This is a genomic window from Pseudomonas sp. BF-R-26 (genome assembly GCF_019947395.1).
Taxonomy (GTDB): Bacteria; Pseudomonadota; Gammaproteobacteria; order Pseudomonadales; family Pseudomonadaceae; genus Aquipseudomonas; species Aquipseudomonas farris.
The window spans coordinates 158,942-175,898 of sequence record NZ_JAGYGK010000008.1 but is presented as its reverse complement, the minus strand read 5'-3'; the positions used below and the strand labels follow the sequence as shown (position 1 = coordinate 175,898).

Sequence of the window (16,957 nt, the reverse complement as noted above, 5' to 3'; positions counted from 1 at the left end):
TCCGTTTAGCGGGTTTCGTTGAACAGTTCGCGACCGATGAGCATGCGACGGATCTCACTGGTGCCAGCGCCGATTTCGTACAGCTTGGCGTCACGCAGCAGGCGACCGGCCGGAAATTCGTTGATGTAGCCGTTGCCGCCGAGAATCTGGATCGCGTCGAGGGCCATTCGGGTCGCGCATTCGGCGCTGTAGAGGATGACTCCGGCGGCGTCCTTGCGCGCGGTTTCGCCGCGCTCGCACGCTTGGGCCACCGCATAGAGGTAGGCACGGCTGGCGTTGAGTTGGGTGTACATGTCGGCGACCTTGCCCTGGATCAGCTGGAATTCGCCGATGCTCTGGCCGAACTGCTTGCGGTCGTGGATGTACGGAACGATCAGGTCCATGCAGGCCTGCATGATCCCGGTCGGGCCGCCCGAGAGCACCACACGCTCGTAGTCGAGGCCGCTCATCAGCACTTTCACACCGCCATTGAGCACGCCGAGGATGTTTTCTTCCGGCACTTCAACGTCATCGAAAAACAGCTCGCAGGTGTTCGAACCGCGCATGCCGAGCTTGTCGAACTTGCTGCTGCGGCTGAAGCCTTTCCAGTCGCGCTCGACGATGAACGCGGTAATACCGTGCGGGCCTTTTTCCAGGTCGGTCTTGGCGTAGATCACGTAAGTATTGGCGTCGGGGCCGTTGGTGATCCAGGTCTTGCTGCCGTTGAGCACGTAGTGGTCGCCACGTTTGTCGGCGCGCAGTTTCATCGAGACCACGTCGGAGCCGGCATTCGGTTCGCTCATGGCCAGGGCACCGATGTGCTCGCCGCTGATCAGTTTCGGCAGGTATTTGCTTTTCTGTTCGTGTGTACCGTTGCGGTTGATCTGGTTGACGCAGAGGTTGGAGTGGGCGCCGTAGGACAGGGCGACCGAGGCCGAACCACGGCTGATTTCTTCCATGGCGACGACGTGCGCCAGATAGCCCAGGCCCGCGCCGCCGTACTCTTCCGGCACGGTGATACCCAGCAGGCCCATGTCGCCGAATTTGCGCCACAGGTCGGCGGGGAACAGGTTGTCGATGTCGATCTGAGCAGCGCGCGGGGCGATCTCTTTGGCGACGAAGGACTGAACCTGATCGCGCAGCATGTCGATGGTTTCACCGAGGGCAAAGTTCAGGGATGGGTAGCTCATGGGGCACCTTTTGGCTTTTTTGTAGGGTGGGGAGGGCAGTGATTCGGCTCTCACCTTTACGTTAACGTAAGCCTGTGATGAATAGCTGTCAATCACCCTTTACGTTAACGTCAACTTGGGCGAGAGTAGAGCCAGTTCTGAAAGACCAGCGTCGCACTCTGTGGCGAGGGAGCTTGTGTGGCGAGGGGGCTTGCCCCCGTTCGAGTGCGCAGCGCTCGCAGATCTTGGGTCCGCTGCGCGGCCCAACGGGGGCAAGCCCCCTCGCCACACAAGCCCGCTCCCACAGGTCGCCGGTCAAACCCACTAATAAAGACAATAGGGGTCGTCATGGATCAACCCAGTGCAAACCCGCAGCGCAGCTATACCCGTGGTTCCCAGGACAAAGCCTTGCTGGCGATGACCATCGGTCAGGCGTTTGATAACACGGTCGCGCAATACCCGAACGGGGAGGCGCTGGTCGTGCGCCATCAGCAGTTGCGCTACAGCTGGCAGCAGTTGTCAGAAACCGTCGATCTGCACGCCAGAGCGTTGTTGGCGCTGGGCTTGCAGGCTGGTGACCGGCTCGGCATCTGGGCGCCGAATTGTGCCCAGTGGTGCATCAGCCAGTTCGCCAGCGCGAAAATCGGCGTGATCCTGGTCAACATCAATCCGGCTTACCGCAGTTCCGAACTCGAATACGTGTTGAAGCAGTCCGGTTGCCAATGGTTGGTCTGTGCCGGGGCTTTCAAGACCTCCGACTATCACGGCATGCTGCAAGGGCTGGTACCGGAATTGGCGGAGCAATCCATCGGCCAGTTGCAGAGCGAACGCCTGCCGGAACTGCGCGGGGTGATCAGCCTGGATGAGCAGCCGCCATCGGGTTTCCTGCCGTGGTCGCAGTTGACCGATCTGGCGGCCAGCGTGTCGGTCGAGCAATTGCGCGAACGCCAGGACAGCCTGCATTTCGATCAGGCGGTGAACATCCAGTACACCTCCGGCACCACCGGTTTCCCCAAGGGCGCGACCCTCAGCCACTACAACATTCTCAACAACGGTTACATGGTCGGCGAAAGCCTCGGGCTGACGGCCAATGATCGGCTGGTGATTCCGGTGCCGCTGTATCACTGCTTCGGCATGGTCATGGGCAATCTTGGCTGCGTCACCCACGCCAGCACCATGATTTACCCCAACGACGTCTTCGATCCATTGCTGACGCTGAGCACCGTCGCCGAAGAAAAAGCCACCGCGCTTTACGGCGTGCCGACCATGTTCATCGCCATGCTCGATCAGCCCAAGCGTGCCGAATTTGATTTGTCGAGCCTGCGCACCGGGATCATGGCCGGGGCGACCTGTCCGATCGAGGTAATGCGCCGGGTTATCAGCGAAATGCACATGAGCGAAGTGCAAATTGCCTACGGCATGACGGAAACCAGCCCCGTGTCTTTGCAGACCGGTCCGTCAGACGAGCTGGAATTGCGTGTCACCACCGTTGGCCGAACCCAGCCGCAACTGGAAAGCAAAATCATCGACGAGGCGGGCAACCTGGTACCGCGCGGCACCATCGGTGAGTTGTGTACTCGGGGCTACAGCGTGATGCTCGGCTACTGGAATAACCCGCAAGGCACCGCCGAGGCTATCGATGAGGCGGGCTGGATGCACACCGGCGATCTGGCGAGCATGAACGACGAAGGCTACGTGTGCATCGCCGGGCGTAACAAAGACATGATCATCCGCGGCGGAGAGAATGTTTACCCAAGGGAGCTGGAAGAGTTCTTCTTTACCCACCCGGCGGTAGCCGACGTGCAGGTGATCGGCATTCCTTGCTCCCGCTACGGCGAAGAGATCGTCGCCTGGATCAAATTCCACCCCGGCCACAGCGCCACCGAGCAGGAACTGCAAACCTGGTGCAAGGAGCGCATTGCACACTTCAAGACGCCGCGTTACTTCAAGTTCGTCGAGGAGTTTCCGATGACGGTGACCGGCAAGATCCAGAAGTTTCGGATGCGAGAGATCAGCATTGAGGAGCTGCGCAGTAAAAACGCCTGACGCATAACCAGTGTGGGAGCGGGCTTGCTCGCAAATGCGGGGGATCAGTCACCATTAGTATTGACTGACACACCGCATTTGCGAGCAAGCCCGCTCCCACATTTGGATCGAGAAAAACCGAAAGGCAAGAAAGCACAAAGGGGAGCCGAAGCTCCCCTTTAATTTTGTCGTACGTGCTCTTTTTTTATTATTGAGGGGCGGTCTGTTGTTGTTTTTGGTAACCGTGGCCCTTTACCGCTGTTTTTGTCGATCCCCATCCGGGATCAAGAGCAAACGTATTTTTTTGAGCGCTGATCTACTTTTTCGCTAAGCGATCCAACCAGTTCGGGAGCTACCTGAAGGTAGTTTTATTGTTCTCTGCCCGGTTGCGGGTTACTTCGAAAAGCACCCTGAAAAGCACATCCTCTCCAAAAAAATCTGTTAGCTGCGTCTCTGCCGTGTTGTTCTTGTTATGTCAGAGTCGTTACGTCTTATTTTTATTGGTTTGCAGTTTTTATTCTTGTTATGCCATAGAGATAGCAGAAGGCGTGCCAACTTTTAAAAACCCTTTAAATTCAATACTTTGAGTTTTTCGTAGGATTTTTCATCCAAGCCAAACCCGACAATTTGTTTCCGTGTTACTCGTTTCCGCCCACGTTTCAGAGCACGCGGTAACACCCGGACACATCCACACCTGTCACTGCGCGCTGCGGGCCTTGGCCACGCGCGAACCGGTCGGGCGCCCCAGCACTGCGCAAATCTGCTGACCGGCCCGAATCAAGGCGTCCAGGTTGATTCCGGTCTCGATGCCCAGGCCATTGAGCAGGTAAACCACGTCTTCGGTCGCGACATTACCGCTGGCGCCCTTGGCGTACGGGCAACCGCCAAGGCCGGCGATGGAGCTGTCGAACACCGCGATGCCTTCCAGCAGGCTGGCGTAGATGTTGGCCATGGCTTGGCCATAGGTATCGTGAAAGTGTCCGGCCAGTTTTTCACGTGGTACGTCAGCCGAAACCACTTCGAACATCTTGCGGGTCGCGCCAGCGGTGCCGGTGCCGATGGTGTCTCCCAGCGAAACCTCGTAGCAGCCCATCGCATAGAGCTCGCGAGCAACCCGGGCGACTTGTTCCGGTGCGATGTCACCTTCGTAAGGGCAGCCCAGCACGCAGGACACGTAACCGCGCACACTGACGCCGTGTTGTTTGGCGGCGTCCATGATCGGCACGAAGCGCTCCAGGCTCTCGCTGATCGAGCAATTGATGTTGCGCTGGGAAAACGCTTCGGATGCTGCAGCGAATACGGCGACTTCCTTGACCCCGGCGGCGATGGCATCTTCAAAGCCCCGCAGGTTGGGGGCGAGGGCGCCATAGGTCACGCCCGGCTTGCGCTGGATTTGCGCGAAGACCTCGGCGGAACCGGCCATTTGCGGCACCCATTTGGGCGAGACGAAACTGCCGACTTCTATATAACCCAGACCTGCGGCTGTCAGCGCGTCGACCAGTTGCACCTTGTCCGCGACGCTGATGGGCTGGGCTTCGTTTTGCAGACCGTCGCGAGGGCCGACTTCGACCAGGCGTACGTGGGTGGGTAGGGACATGGGAATCGACCTGTGTTGATTGTCTGAATGTTCAGAGAACCCTGTGGGAGCGGGCCTGCTCGCGATAGCGTCGGGTCAGTCGACATGAGTGCTGAATGCGCTACCGCCATCGCGAGCAGGCTCGCTCCCACAATGGGATTGTTAAACCGCTTGCTGGCTCTTGATCGTCTGTTCCAGCGCCTGAGTACAGCGCTCTTCAGCCGTGTCGAGTTCCAGTTTCATCTGTTCGATGTCCAGCAATTGCTGTTCGAGTTGTTCCCGACGTTCGGCGATTTTCGCCAGCATGCTGTGCAGTTGCTTGGTGTTACCGCTGGAGGGGTCATAGAGCTCGATCAGCTCGCGGCATTCGGCCAGGGAAAAACCAATGCGCTTGCCCCGCAGGATCAGCTTCAGGCTGACCTTGTCACGGGGCGAATAAATGCGTTCCTGGCCACGACGCTCGGGGCTGAGCAGGCCTTGCTCTTCATAGAAGCGAATGGCCCGGGTGGTGATGTCGAGCTCGCGGGCGAGGTCGGAAATGCTATAGGTCTGGCTGCTCATGGAAGCGCTCGAAAAAGGTCATGGCGCTAAGCTAATGGCAGGTTGACGTTTACGTCAAGGGGCATGGATCTTCGTTGGTATCACCGGCCTCTTCGCGAGCAAGCCCGCTCCCACAGGTGACCGCGTTCTCTCAGGGGAATGCGATCAAATGTGGGAGCGGGCTTGCCCGCGAAGAACGATGACGCGGTCAAAAGCCCTACACCTTATCGAACTTCTTCTCATGCGCCGTGACCTGTTGGCACAACTCGATCATCTGCTCGCGCATCCACCGGTTGGCCGGGTCCTGGTCAGTGCTTTCGTGCCAGTAGAGGTGAGTTTCCACCGGCGGAACTTCTTTGACCGGCAGGTTCACCGAGTACAAGTCATGGCGACGGGCGAAGCGTTCCGGCACGGTCATGACCATGTCGGTCTGCTGCAACACCTGGGACGCCATCAGGTAATGCTGGGAGCGCAGGGCGATTTTGCGCTGGATGCCCATTTTGCCCAGGGCCAGGTCGACATAACCCAGACCGCTGCGACGGCTGGAGATATGGATGTGGGTCAGGGACAGATAATCGTCGAGGGTGAATTTCTCTTTGCCCGCCAACGGATGGCCCTTGCGCATGGCGCACACGTAACGGTCCTCCATCAACTTGACGTGACGCACCTGCGGGTCAGTGTTGAGCGGCGCATCCACCGCGAAATCGAGACGACCGGCGGCCAATTCCTTGGTGGTCTCACGACGTTTGGACAGGAAGCTTTCGATGATCACCGTCGGCGCCAAGCGTCGCAGGCGCTGGAACAGCGGCGGCAGGATCACCGCTTCGGTGAGGTCGGTCATGCTGATCCGGTAGGTCTTGACCGCCTGCAACGGGTTGAAGATGCGGCTTTCCTGCACCGACACACGCAGCAAGGAGAGGGCGTTGCGTACGGGGCCGATGATGTTCTGCGCCATTGGCGTGGGCACCATGCCTTGGGCGGTGCGCACGAAAAGCGGATCGTTGAAGGTCTCGCGCAGGCGGGCCAGAGCGTTCGAGACTGCCGGTTGAGTAATGCCGACAATTTGCCCGGCGCGAGTCAGGTTGGCTTCGGTGTAGATCGCGTCGAAGACGATGAAAAGGTTGAGGTCGACCTTGCTCAGATTCATTGCGCTGCGCTCTCTGCTTCTTGTTTTAGGAAGGTGGCTCTATCAGTCGATCATATATCGGTGATGAATGTTAATACACGCCGAGAATAGGCTAGGTAAATTATCAGCGCTGTTCTAGCATCGAATGCATGCCCTGAACAACCTCCCTTAAGTAAGAAGGTAGCTGCCCATGGATTTCGCTTATTCGCCCAAAGTGCAAGAACTGCGTGAGCGCGTAACCGCGTTCATGGACACCTACGTTTATCCCGCTGAGGCGGTGTTCGAACGCCAGGTCGCCGAGGGCGATCGCTGGCAGCCGACGGCGATCATGGAAGAACTCAAACTCAAGGCCAAAGCTGAAGGCCTGTGGAATTTGTTTCTGCCTGAATCCGAACTCGGTGCCGGCCTGACCAACCTCGAATATGCGCCATTGGCGGAAATCATGGGCCGCTCGCTGCTGGGCCCTGAGCCGTTCAACTGCTCCGCGCCAGACACCGGCAACATGGAAGTGCTGGTGCGTTACGCCAATGAAGAACAGAAGCAACGCTGGCTCGAACCGCTGTTGCGCGGCGAGATCCGCTCGGCGTTCGCCATGACCGAGCCGGACGTGGCCTCGTCCGACGCCACCAACATGGCCGCCCGCGCTGTGCGTGATGGCGACGAATGGGTGATCAACGGCAAGAAATGGTGGACCTCAGGGGCCTGCGATCCACGCTGCAAGATTTTGATCTTCATGGGCCTGAGCAACCCGGATGCTCCGCGCCATGCGCAGCACTCAATGATTCTGGTGCCGGTGGATACCCCAGGCGTGAAGATTGTGCGTCCGCTGCCAGTGTTCGGTTATGACGACGCGCCTCACGGTCACGCCGAAGTACTGTTCGAAAACGTCCGGGTGCCGTACGAAAACGTCTTGTTGGGTGAAGGACGCGGCTTTGAAATTGCTCAAGGTCGCCTCGGCCCAGGCCGGATTCACCACTGCATGCGTTCGATCGGCATGGCCGAGCGTGCGTTGGAGCTGATGTGCAAACGTGCGGTCAACCGCACTGCGTTCGGCAAACCTTTGGCGCGTCTGGGCGGTAACATCGACAAAATCGCCGACTCACGGATGGAGATCGACATGGCGCGCCTGCTAACGTTGAAAGCGGCGTACATGATGGACACCGTTGGCAATAAGGTGGCGAAGAGCGAAATCGCGCAGATCAAAGTCGTGGCCCCGAACGTGGCATTGCGGGTGATCGACCGGGCGATCCAGATCCATGGCGGGGCAGGGGTTTCCAACGATTTCCCGCTGGCCTACATGTACGCCATGCAACGCACCCTGCGCCTGGCCGACGGCCCGGACGAAGTGCACCGCGCGGCGATCGGCAAGTTCGAGATCGGCAAGTACGTGCCGAAAGAGATGATGCGTAGCGGGCAGTAAGACTGGTGGGCTTTTGTGGCGAGGGAGCTTGCTCCCGCTGGGGCGCGAAGCGGCCCTGAAATACGGCAACCCGGTTGTTTCAGATGTACCGGGTTGTCTGGTTTCGCGCAGCGGGCACTGACAGGCACCGCGTCATCGTTCATCGCGGGCAAGCCCGCTCCCACAGTGTCCGTGTCGTACACAAAATCTGTGAACACCACTGCAACTGTGGGAGCGGGCTTGCCCGCGATGGCGTCAGCCCATTCAACCCATCAACATCAGATTCAATACACCCAAACCTCAACCCGCCGATTCTTGATCCGCCCCTCATCCCCGCTGTTGGTCGCCACCGGCATCTCGGCGCCGAAACCGCGAATCTCGCGAAACACCACACCGCTTTTCACCAGCTCTCGCCGCACCGCCATGGCCCGCAGTTTCGACAGCAAGTCTGCCCGTGCCGGGTCGCTCTTGGCGTCGCCAAACCCTACCAGCGTCACTTGCCGATTGGTTTTGTCGTGCTGCTTTATATAGTCGAGCACCCGCGACAGATCCTGTCGGGCCTTGTTGTCCAGCGTCGCGCTGCCTTCTTCGAAACGGAAATTCACCGTCAGCCGCTGGGCATGACGGCTGAGCGCCTGATAACCCTCGGGCATCAACGCATTCGGCGTGACCGCCATGGCCTGAACAGTCTGTGCGATAAAGCCATTGGTTGCGACGATCGCCTGGCCTTTGCTGCTTTGGGCAAACTTCACCAAGGCCTTGGCCCAGGGATTTTTCCCGGTCGGCGGTAGGTAAAAAAACAGCCGACGGGATAGCGGGTAATCTTCCGTCGCGATCAGGCTATTGAGCGGCAGCATGGCCTGGGAGTCGCCATCGACAATGGCCACGGCTTTGGCCTGGCGCACATAAGGCAACCCGATGAAGCCGATACCTTGCGGGTCCAGACTGACCGCGTCGGACAATTGCTCGCTGGATTCGAAGCGTTTCGCGTTGCCGCTCAGGGTTTTCCCACGCGGGCTGAGGACCAATTCCTTGAACGTGTCATAGGTACCCGATTGATCATCCCGCGCATAGAGATGAATCGTCCCGCCGGTGCCGCCGAGTTCTTCCCAGGTTTTCGCTTCGCCGCTGAAGATTCGCGCCAGCTGTACGGTGTTGAGTTGCTTCAGCGGATTGTGCGGATGAAGGATGATTGCCAGACCATCGATAGCGATGACTTGCTCGGCAACCGGGCTTTTCAGGTCGCCCAGCGGTTCAAGATCCAGCCGTTCGCTGTCCTTGATCGGGCGCGAAGAGGCCGCGAGATCGGCGGAGGCGTTTTTCAGGGCTTTGAACCCGGTGCTGGAACCGTGGGCCGCGACTTCCACTTCGACTCGGCGTCCCTGAACGGTTTCGCCGACGATGCGTTGTTCGTTGGCTTTGTCCGGGGCTTCGCGATGAACCTTGAGCAGGCCCTGTTCACGCATCAACCCCTCGACCAGCGTCGGGCCTAATGCCGCGCCAATAGTGTTGGAGCCCTGGATGCGCAGCACCGGACCACGTTCGGGCGTCGGCAAGTCGCCGGCCGATACCGTTAACGGCAGCAGGGCGGCGAGCATCGACAGAAACAACACGCGCAGCGTCATGCCGGCACCTTATAAGCCTGGGAAAGTGCCGGGAGAATAAGTCAGTAAGGTTTCTGAACGATGACAGATCAAAAGATCGCAGCCTTCGGCAGCTCCTACACTGGGTCGGCGTACATCCTGTAGGAGCTGCCGAAGGCTGCGATCTTTTGCTTTTAGCTCAACTCAAGCCAGATCGGCGCATGATCGGAAGGCTTTTCCATCCCGCGCAGATCGTAATCCACGCCGGCATCCTTCACTCGCGGCAACAACCCATGGGACGCCATGATCAGGTCAATCCGCAGCCCGCGCTTGGGCTCATCCTCAAAACCACGGCTGCGGTAGTCGAACCAACTGAAACGGTCGGCAACGTCCGGGTTCAAGTGACGGAAACTGTCCACCAGGCCCCAATTCTTCAGGCGGGCCATCCATTCGCGTTCTTCGGGCAGGAAGCTGCATTTGCCGGTTTTCAGCCAGCGTTTCATGTTGTCCGGGCCGATGCCGATGTCGCAGTCTTCCGGGGAAATATTCACATCGCCCATCACCACAATCGGCTGCTCGTTGCTGAACTGGCTTTCCAGCAACTGCTGCAAATCGCTGTAGAAACGTTCCTTGGCTGGGAACTTGGTAGGGTGATCGCGACTTTCGCCCTGTGGGAAATAGCCGTTCATGATGGTTACCGGCACGCCATTGGTGTCGGCGAAAGTGCCCCAGATGAAGCGTCGCTGAGCGTCTTCTTCGTCAGTGGTGAAACCTTTGTACAAGGCAATCGGTTCCTGGCGCGAGAGCAGGGCTACGCCGTAGTGGCCTTTTTGCCCATGGAAATGCACGTGATAACCCAGTGCCTGAACCTCGGCCAGGGGAAACTGGTCGTCGTGGACCTTGGTTTCCTGCAATCCGATCACATCTGGTTGATGTTTCTCAATCAGCGCCGCCAGCTGATGCGGGCGAGCGCGCAGCCCGTTGATGTTGAAGGAGACGATCTTCATGGTCGGCAGTCCTGGCAAAAGTGCGATGCTAGCTGACATGTAGGAATGGGGCCAGCCTTGGGGTGAGGGGATTCGTTGTGTTCTGTCAGAGATGTGTTGGCAAATCGGGCCTCTTCGCGGGCAAGCCCGCTCCCACAGTGTCCGTGGCGTACACAAAATCTATGAGCGCCACGGATACTGTGGGAGCGTGGCTTGCCCGCGAAGGCGTCAGTTCAGTCGATGAAGATCCTGGCTTGGTCTATACCTTTGTCTGGGGAACTGTGACGCCACCCAAAGGCTCGTACCAATAAGAACGCGGCCTTCTGAGCCGCGCCCAGGGGAGATCTACCGTTATGCCCGAAACCTCGACTGTCATCGCCGATATTCACATGCTCGACAGCGGCTATTCCCGCGAAGCACGTTCCCTGTTGTACCAGGCGTACCGGCACGAGCCGACGTTCGGCTACCTGTTCGAGGCCGAGCGCCCTGGTTATGAACAACGGGTAAGGGCAACGGTGCGCGAACTGGTCAAACAGCACTTTTTGCAGGATTTGCCAGCCATCGGCCTGCTGGTGAATGACCGTTTGATCGGCATCGCCCTGATCGCACCGCCGCAACGCCGCTTGGGTATCACCGAAAGCTGGGCCTGGCGCTTGCGGATGGTGCTCAGCACCGGGTTTCGTTGCACCCGACGCTACCTCGATTACCACGCCGCCGTAATGGCGTGCGTGCCGTCCGATTCGGTACACGTTTTGCCATTGCTGGGGGTTCATCCGCAATTCCAGGGCAAGCACTTCGGCGAACAATTGCTGCAAGCGGTGCACAACTGGTGCGCGGTCGATGAACACTCCCAAGGCGTGATCCTCGACACCGGGAATCCTCGTTATCTGGAGTTCTATAAGCGTCAGGGCTATGAGGAAATCGGCGAAGTGGCAGTAGGACCGATTCTTGAACACGTGTTTTTTCACGCGAATCCGCAGGTGTTACAAACGGCAACAGCATAACGGTAGAACTTTCAGCGCACGCCAGGCTCTATCACGCTCCCAAGCTCGTGATAGCATCCGCGCCTATGAAGTTTCCACGAAGATTTACCAGTGGCGTGCTGATGCTGATCTCCAGCTGCGCGGCGCTGGCGCAAAGTGAATTGGATGTGCGGATCAAACCGTCCAACGATGAACTGAAGGCCAATATAGAGGGCTATATCGGTAGCCTCGGCGATCGCGATGAAGAAGCCTTGCTGCGCTTCAGTCGTGGCGCCGAAGAACAGGCGCGCAAGGCCGCCCAGGCTTTGGGCTATTACCAGCCGCAAATCGACAGCGACGTGAAGGGCGGCAAGACACCGCGCCTGGTGCTGAACATCGAGCCCGGTGAGCCAATCCATTTGCGCAATGTCACGGTGCGCATCGAAGGCCCGGCGGCCTCGTTCAAATCCTTCCGTGTACCCCAAAGCGATCTACTGAAACCCGGCGCGGTGCTCAACCACGGCCGTTACGAGGACGCCAAGCGGTTGATCCAGAACCAGGCCTCGCGCTACGGTTTTTTCAGTGGGCGCTTCACCCGCCAGAAACTCTTGGTGGACCCGCGTGCCGGCGTCGCCGACATCGAATTGATCTACGACAGCGGCCCGCGCTATGCGCTGGGTAAGGTCAGTTTTGAAGGCGATACGCCATTCGACGAAGACCTGCTGCAACGCATGGTGCCGTTCAAGGCCGGCACGCCCTATGACTCCGAACTGATCGCCGAACTCAATCAGGCGCTGCAATCGAGCGGCTATTTCGAGGGCGTGCGCGTGGATGCGGCACCGACCGCGTCCAAGGACGACGTGATCCCGGTGGCGGTCAAACTGGAAACCCGCAAGCCAAGGACCATGGGCCTCGGTCTGGGCTTTTCCACCGACGTCGGTCCACGGGTCAAAGCCAACTGGACCCGGCATTGGGTCAATCCCCAAGGGCACAGTTACGGCTGGGAAGCCGAGATTTCGGCGCCACGGCAGAACGTCGGGCTGTTTTACGACGTTCCGCTGGACCCACCATTGACCGACAAACTGCGCTTTGCCGGTGGTTATCAATATGAAGAAATCTCTGGCACCGATACCCTCAGCAAACTGCTGACCCTCGGCCCCGAGTGGCACAGCAAGTTGCCCAGCGGCTGGCAGCGGGTGGTGTCGCTCAAGTGGCAACGCGAGGAATACAAACTCGGTGACGATTCGGGGCTCAGCACCTTACTGATGCCCGGCGTGAGCTATTCCTACCTGAAAAGCGACAACCGCATCGATCCGCACAACGGCTATCGCCTGCAATTCGAAACCAAAGTCGCCAAGGAAGGATTGGGTTCGGACACCAACCTGGTCTACGGTACGGCGCTGGTCAAAGGCCTGACCACGGTCTTCGACAAACACCGCTTGCTCGGTCGGGTGCAGGTCGGCGGCAGTGCCACCAACGGCTACAAATCGGTGCCGCCGTCCTTGCGCTTCTTCGCCGGTGGCGATCAGAGCGTGCGCGGTTACGATTACCAGAGCCTGTCCCCGGAAAACTCCGATGGCGACCGTATCGGTGGCCGCTACATGGTGGCCGGCAGCGTCGAGTATCAATACTCTGTCGCCGAAAAATGGCGGGTCGCTACCTTCATCGACCAGGGCAACTCCTTCAACACACTCGAACTGCCGAACCTGAAGACGGGTGTCGGTATCGGCGTACGCTGGGTTTCGCCGGTGGGGCCGATTCGCCTCGACCTGGCCCACGCGATGGACGACGACGGCGGCATTCGACTGCACTTTTCCATGGGGCCTGAGCTGTGAAGCGTGGTTTGAAAATAACGCTGCTAGCGATTCCGGCGCTGCTGATGCTGATCGTGCTGACACTGGTCGCCGTGCTGGGCACTCCGACGGGCAGTCGCTGGGCACTCGGGTTTGTGCCGGGTTTGACCGTGGAAAATTTCCAGGGCCGTTTGGGTGGGCAGTGGAGCGCCGATCATCTGGTGTGGCAGCAGGACAGCAGCCGGGTTGAGCTGAACAAAGCAATTTTTGCCTGGTCGCCGCTGTGCCTGATGCGCATGACGTTGTGCATCGAGCAATTGCAGGCCGAGCAGGTCAGCCTGCAACTCCCGCCGGGCGTGGAAGAGGAAAGCAGCGGCCCGATCAGTCTCCCGGACTTGAAATTGCCGCTGGCCATCGAATTGGGTGACGTCAAAATCGGCCGCCTGCTGTTCAACGGCAGTGAAGAACTCAAGGGGCTGCAACTGGCGGCGCACTGGACCGAGAAGGGTTTGCAGATCGACTCGGTGCACTTGCAGCGTGATGAACTGAGTCTGAACCTGTCCGGTCTGTTGCAACCGAGCGGTAACTGGCCGCTGACCGCTGAAGGCAAACTGACCCTGCCGTCGCCGGGTACCGAACCATGGGCACTGGCCCTGAAGGTCGACGGTGATCTGCTGAAAACCCTGAACTTGAAAGCCGACAGCAGCGGCTACCTGAACGGCCAACTCACTGGCGAGCTGCAACCGCTGGCGGAAAACCTGCCGGCCAAAGTGCGCATCACCGCCGACGGCTTCAAGGCCAGCACCGATCTACCGGATACCTTGCAACTCAATCAACTGGAACTCACTGGCGACGGCGACCTGAAAAACGGTTACCAGTTGCTCGGCAAAGCCACGTTACCCGCAGAGCAAGGCCCGGTTGCGCTGGTGCTGCAAGGCAAGGTCGACGCCAGGGGCGCGCAAATCGCCGGCCTTGATCTGACGGCCAACGACAAACAAAGCCTCAAGCTCACCGGGAAAGTGGACTGGAGCAAAGGCCTGAGTTTTGATGCAAAAATCGATTGGCTGGATTTTCCATGGCACCGTCTCTATCCGCTGATCGACGAGCCGCAAGTAGCGCTGCGCAGCTTCAACGGTGAAGTCTCCTACACCGACGGCAACTACATCGGTAACTTCAAAGCCGCACTGGATGGCCCGGCCGGGGCGTTCAGTCTGAACAGCCCGTTCAGCGGCGATCTGACCAAAATCCACCTGCCGCAATTCAAACTCGAAGCCGGGCAGGGCAAGGCCGAAGGGCACCTGAATCTGCAGTTTGCCGACGGTATCGCCTGGGATACGGCGCTGGACCTCTCGGCAATCAACCCGGCGTACTGGCTCGCGGAGTTGCCAGGCACCTTGGCTGGGCCATTGCGCAGCAAAGGTGAGATGAAGAACGAAACGCTTAGCCTGACCGCCGACCTGGACTTGAAAGGCAAGCTGCGCGGGCAACCGGCGGTGTTGCAAGCCAAGGCCGATGGCGGCGGCGAGCAATGGAACCTCAGCGCGTTGCAGATTCGCCTTGGTGACAACAGCATCAATGGCCAGGGCAGCCTGCAACAGAAACTCGCCGGCCGGATCGACATCAAGATGCCGCGTCTGGCCCAGCTCTGGCCGCAATTGCGCGGTCAGCTCAATGGCCGGGTCGATGTCGCCGGCACGCTCAAAGCGCCACAAGGCAAGCTCGGCCTGCAAGGCACGCAACTGGCCTTCGAAGACAATCGCCTGCAAAGCCTCAATCTGGACGCCACCCTCGACAGCGCCCAGCGGGCGAAGATCGACCTCAAGGGCAGCGGCATTCAGACCGGCGACACGTCACTGGGCACGTTGACCGCCAGCGGTCAGGGCGACATCAAAAACCAGAAACTCGCCCTCGACCTGCAAGGACCGAAGCTGAAACTGGCGCTCGGTCTCGACGGCACGCTGGATAAGGGCAATTGGCGCGGGCGTCTGGCCAGTGGCGATATCCAGGCTGGCGGGCAGGACTGGAAGCTGCAAAATCCGGCGAAGCTTGAGCGACTGGCGGATGGCAAAATCAACTTCGGCGCCCATTGCTGGATGTCCGGCCCGGCCAGCCTGTGCGGCGAAGACCAGCGCTTGATGCCCGAGCCGAAGCTGCGTTATCACCTCAAGCAGTTCCCCATCGACAGCCTCGCGCAATGGTTGCCGAAGGATTTTGCCTGGAAGGGTAAGCTCAACGCCGACCTGCAACTGGACTTGCCGGCCAGCGGCCCGAACGGCCAGATCAGCATCGACGCCAGTGGCGGCACCTTGCGTATGCGCGAGAAGGAGCAATGGCTGGACTTCCCGTACCAGACCCTGAAACTCACCAGCAAACTCACGCCGAAACGCATCGACACCGACCTCAATTTTGTCGGCGGCAAACTCGGTGAACTGATGGTTCAGGCGCAGATCAACCCGCTGCCGAAGAACAAACCGCTGACCGGTTCATTCCGCCTCAGTGGTCTGGACTTGTCGGTGGCGCGGCCGTTTGTGCCGATGGTCGAGAAACTCACCGGGCATTTGAGCGGCAGCGGCACATTATCCGGCGGACTGCTGGCGCCGCTGGTCAATGGCAACCTCGAGCTGCGCGACGGTGAAATCTCCGGGCCTGAACTGCCGATGGCGCTCGAAGCCTTGCAACTTCAAGCCGTGATTGCCGGCGAAACCGTGCAACTGAACGGCGGTTGGAAAAGCGGCAAGACCGGGCAGGGCAGCCTCAATGGCAACATCGCCTGGGGTCAGGCGCTGGTCGTGGATCTGGCGCTCAAGGGCTCGCACTTACCGGTCACTGTCGAACCCTACGCCGCGCTGGAAGTCGCGCCGGACCTGAAGATCTCCATGAAGGACGACAGACTGGCAATCGTCGGCAAAGTGCTGGTGCCCAAGGGTGAAATCACCGTGCGCGAGCTGCCGCCGTCGACGGTCAAGGTCTCCGATGACACGGTGATCGTCGGTCAGCAGACCGAAGAAGGTAAACCGCCGATGGCCATGGCGATGGACATCGATGTGGTGGTCGGGCAGGACAAACTCAGCTTTGCTGGATTCGGCCTGACCGCCAACCTGCAAGGTCAAGTGCACATCGGTGACAACATGGACACCCGAGGCGAGCTCTGGCTCAACGACGGGCGTTATCGCGCCTACGGTCAGCGACTGACGGTGCGCCGGGCGCGCCTGTTGTTTGCAGGTCCCATTGATCAGCCGTACCTCGATATCGAAGCGATTCGCCAGACCGACGACATCATCGCCGGCATTCGCCTGAGTGGCAGCGCCGAGCAGCCGACCACGCAGATCTTTTCCGAACCGGCCATGAGTCAGGAGCAGGCTTTGTCGTATCTGGTGCTGGGGCGTCCGCTGAGCACCACCGGTGAAGACAACAACATGCTCGCCCAGGCCGCCCTCGGGTTGGGTTTGATGGGCAGTTCGGGGGTGACCAGCGGGTTGGCCAAGGACTTGGGGATTCAGGATTTTCAGCTTGATACCCAAGGCAGCGGCGCCAACACCGCCGTGGTGGCCAGCGGCAACATCTCGGAAAAACTCAGCCTGCGTTATGGCGTCGGCGTGTTCGAGCCGGCCAACACCATTGCCTTGCGCTACAAACTGAGCAAAAAGGTCTACCTCGAAGCCGCCAGCGGCGTGGCCAGTTCGCTGGACATCTTCTACAAGCGGGATTTCTAGGCCCGCGTTTTCTTCCAGATACCGCATCGCCCCAATCGCGGGCAAGCCCGCTCCCACAGGTTCAGCGAGATCCTTGTGGGAGCGGGCTTGCCCGCGATGGCGTCAG

11 protein-coding genes are annotated in these 16,957 nt (G+C 59.5%); 5 read left to right on the top strand and 6 right to left on the bottom strand.

What is annotated here, in order from left to right; all coding sequences use genetic code 11:
- Positions 1-5: 5 nt before the first annotated feature.
- Entirely contained in the window at positions 6-1,169 is a 1,164-nt protein-coding gene (locus tag KGB18_RS13930) for an isovaleryl-CoA dehydrogenase (RefSeq protein WP_008014292.1), read from the bottom strand.
- A 327-nt stretch (positions 1,170-1,496) separates the two neighbouring features.
- Between KGB18_RS13930 and KGB18_RS13925 the strand changes: the two genes are divergently transcribed.
- Entirely contained in the window at positions 1,497-3,194 is a 1,698-nt protein-coding gene (locus KGB18_RS13925) for an AMP-binding protein (RefSeq protein ID WP_123720327.1), read from the top strand.
- A gap of 676 nt (positions 3,195-3,870) precedes the next feature.
- Here the strand turns inward: KGB18_RS13925 and KGB18_RS13920 are convergent.
- The 3 genes from KGB18_RS13920 to KGB18_RS13910 all read right to left on the bottom strand — a co-directional run bounded on the left by KGB18_RS13920 (position 3,871) and on the right by KGB18_RS13910 (position 6,436).
- The gene (locus KGB18_RS13920) at positions 3,871-4,770 is read right to left on the bottom strand and encodes a hydroxymethylglutaryl-CoA lyase (protein ID WP_223570119.1); all 900 of its coding nucleotides are present in this window, start codon (positions 4,768-4,770) and stop codon (positions 3,871-3,873) included.
- A gap of 141 nt (positions 4,771-4,911) precedes the next feature.
- Positions 4,912-5,310 carry a MerR family transcriptional regulator gene (locus tag KGB18_RS13915; RefSeq protein ID WP_052967733.1) on the bottom strand — a complete coding sequence of 133 codons (399 nt, stop codon included), beginning with the start codon at positions 5,308-5,310 and terminating at the stop codon, positions 4,912-4,914.
- Between the two features lie 196 nt (positions 5,311-5,506).
- A complete protein-coding gene (locus tag KGB18_RS13910) occupies positions 5,507-6,436 on the bottom strand; it encodes a LysR family transcriptional regulator (RefSeq protein WP_123720450.1) in 930 nt (309 codons plus the stop codon).
- Between the two features lie 169 nt (positions 6,437-6,605).
- Between KGB18_RS13910 and KGB18_RS13905 the strand changes: the two genes are divergently transcribed.
- Positions 6,606-7,835: an acyl-CoA dehydrogenase gene (locus KGB18_RS13905; RefSeq protein WP_030130892.1), complete on the top strand. Its 1,230-nt coding sequence runs from the start codon at positions 6,606-6,608 to the stop codon at positions 7,833-7,835.
- 263 nt (positions 7,836-8,098) lie between these two features.
- Here KGB18_RS13905 and KGB18_RS13900 read toward each other — a convergent pair whose 3' ends face one another.
- Together KGB18_RS13900 and xthA are read right to left on the bottom strand one after the other, a co-directional pair.
- A complete protein-coding gene (locus tag KGB18_RS13900) occupies positions 8,099-9,439 on the bottom strand; it encodes a substrate-binding domain-containing protein (RefSeq protein WP_223570118.1) in 1,341 nt (446 codons plus the stop codon).
- A 152-nt stretch (positions 9,440-9,591) separates the two neighbouring features.
- Entirely contained in the window at positions 9,592-10,404 is an 813-nt protein-coding gene (xthA, locus tag KGB18_RS13895; protein ID WP_123721998.1) for an exodeoxyribonuclease III, read from the bottom strand.
- Positions 10,405-10,736: 332 nt separating this feature from the next.
- On the opposite strand from xthA, the gene KGB18_RS13890 reads away from it, so the two are divergent.
- From KGB18_RS13890 to KGB18_RS13880, 3 genes are all read left to right on the top strand, one after another.
- Positions 10,737-11,387 (top strand): GNAT family N-acetyltransferase, encoded by a 651-nt coding sequence (locus KGB18_RS13890; RefSeq protein ID WP_123721999.1) that lies wholly within the window; start codon positions 10,737-10,739, stop codon positions 11,385-11,387.
- A gap of 65 nt (positions 11,388-11,452) precedes the next feature.
- Positions 11,453-13,180, top strand: coding sequence for an autotransporter assembly complex protein TamA (locus KGB18_RS13885; RefSeq protein ID WP_123722000.1), 1,728 nt, complete (start codon positions 11,453-11,455; stop codon positions 13,178-13,180).
- Positions 13,177-16,851 carry a translocation/assembly module TamB domain-containing protein gene (locus tag KGB18_RS13880; RefSeq protein WP_223570117.1) on the top strand — a complete coding sequence of 1,225 codons (3,675 nt, stop codon included), beginning with the start codon at positions 13,177-13,179 and terminating at the stop codon, positions 16,849-16,851. The genes KGB18_RS13885 and KGB18_RS13880 overlap by 4 nt, the downstream gene beginning before the upstream one ends.
- Positions 16,852-16,957: the final 106 nt, after the last annotated feature.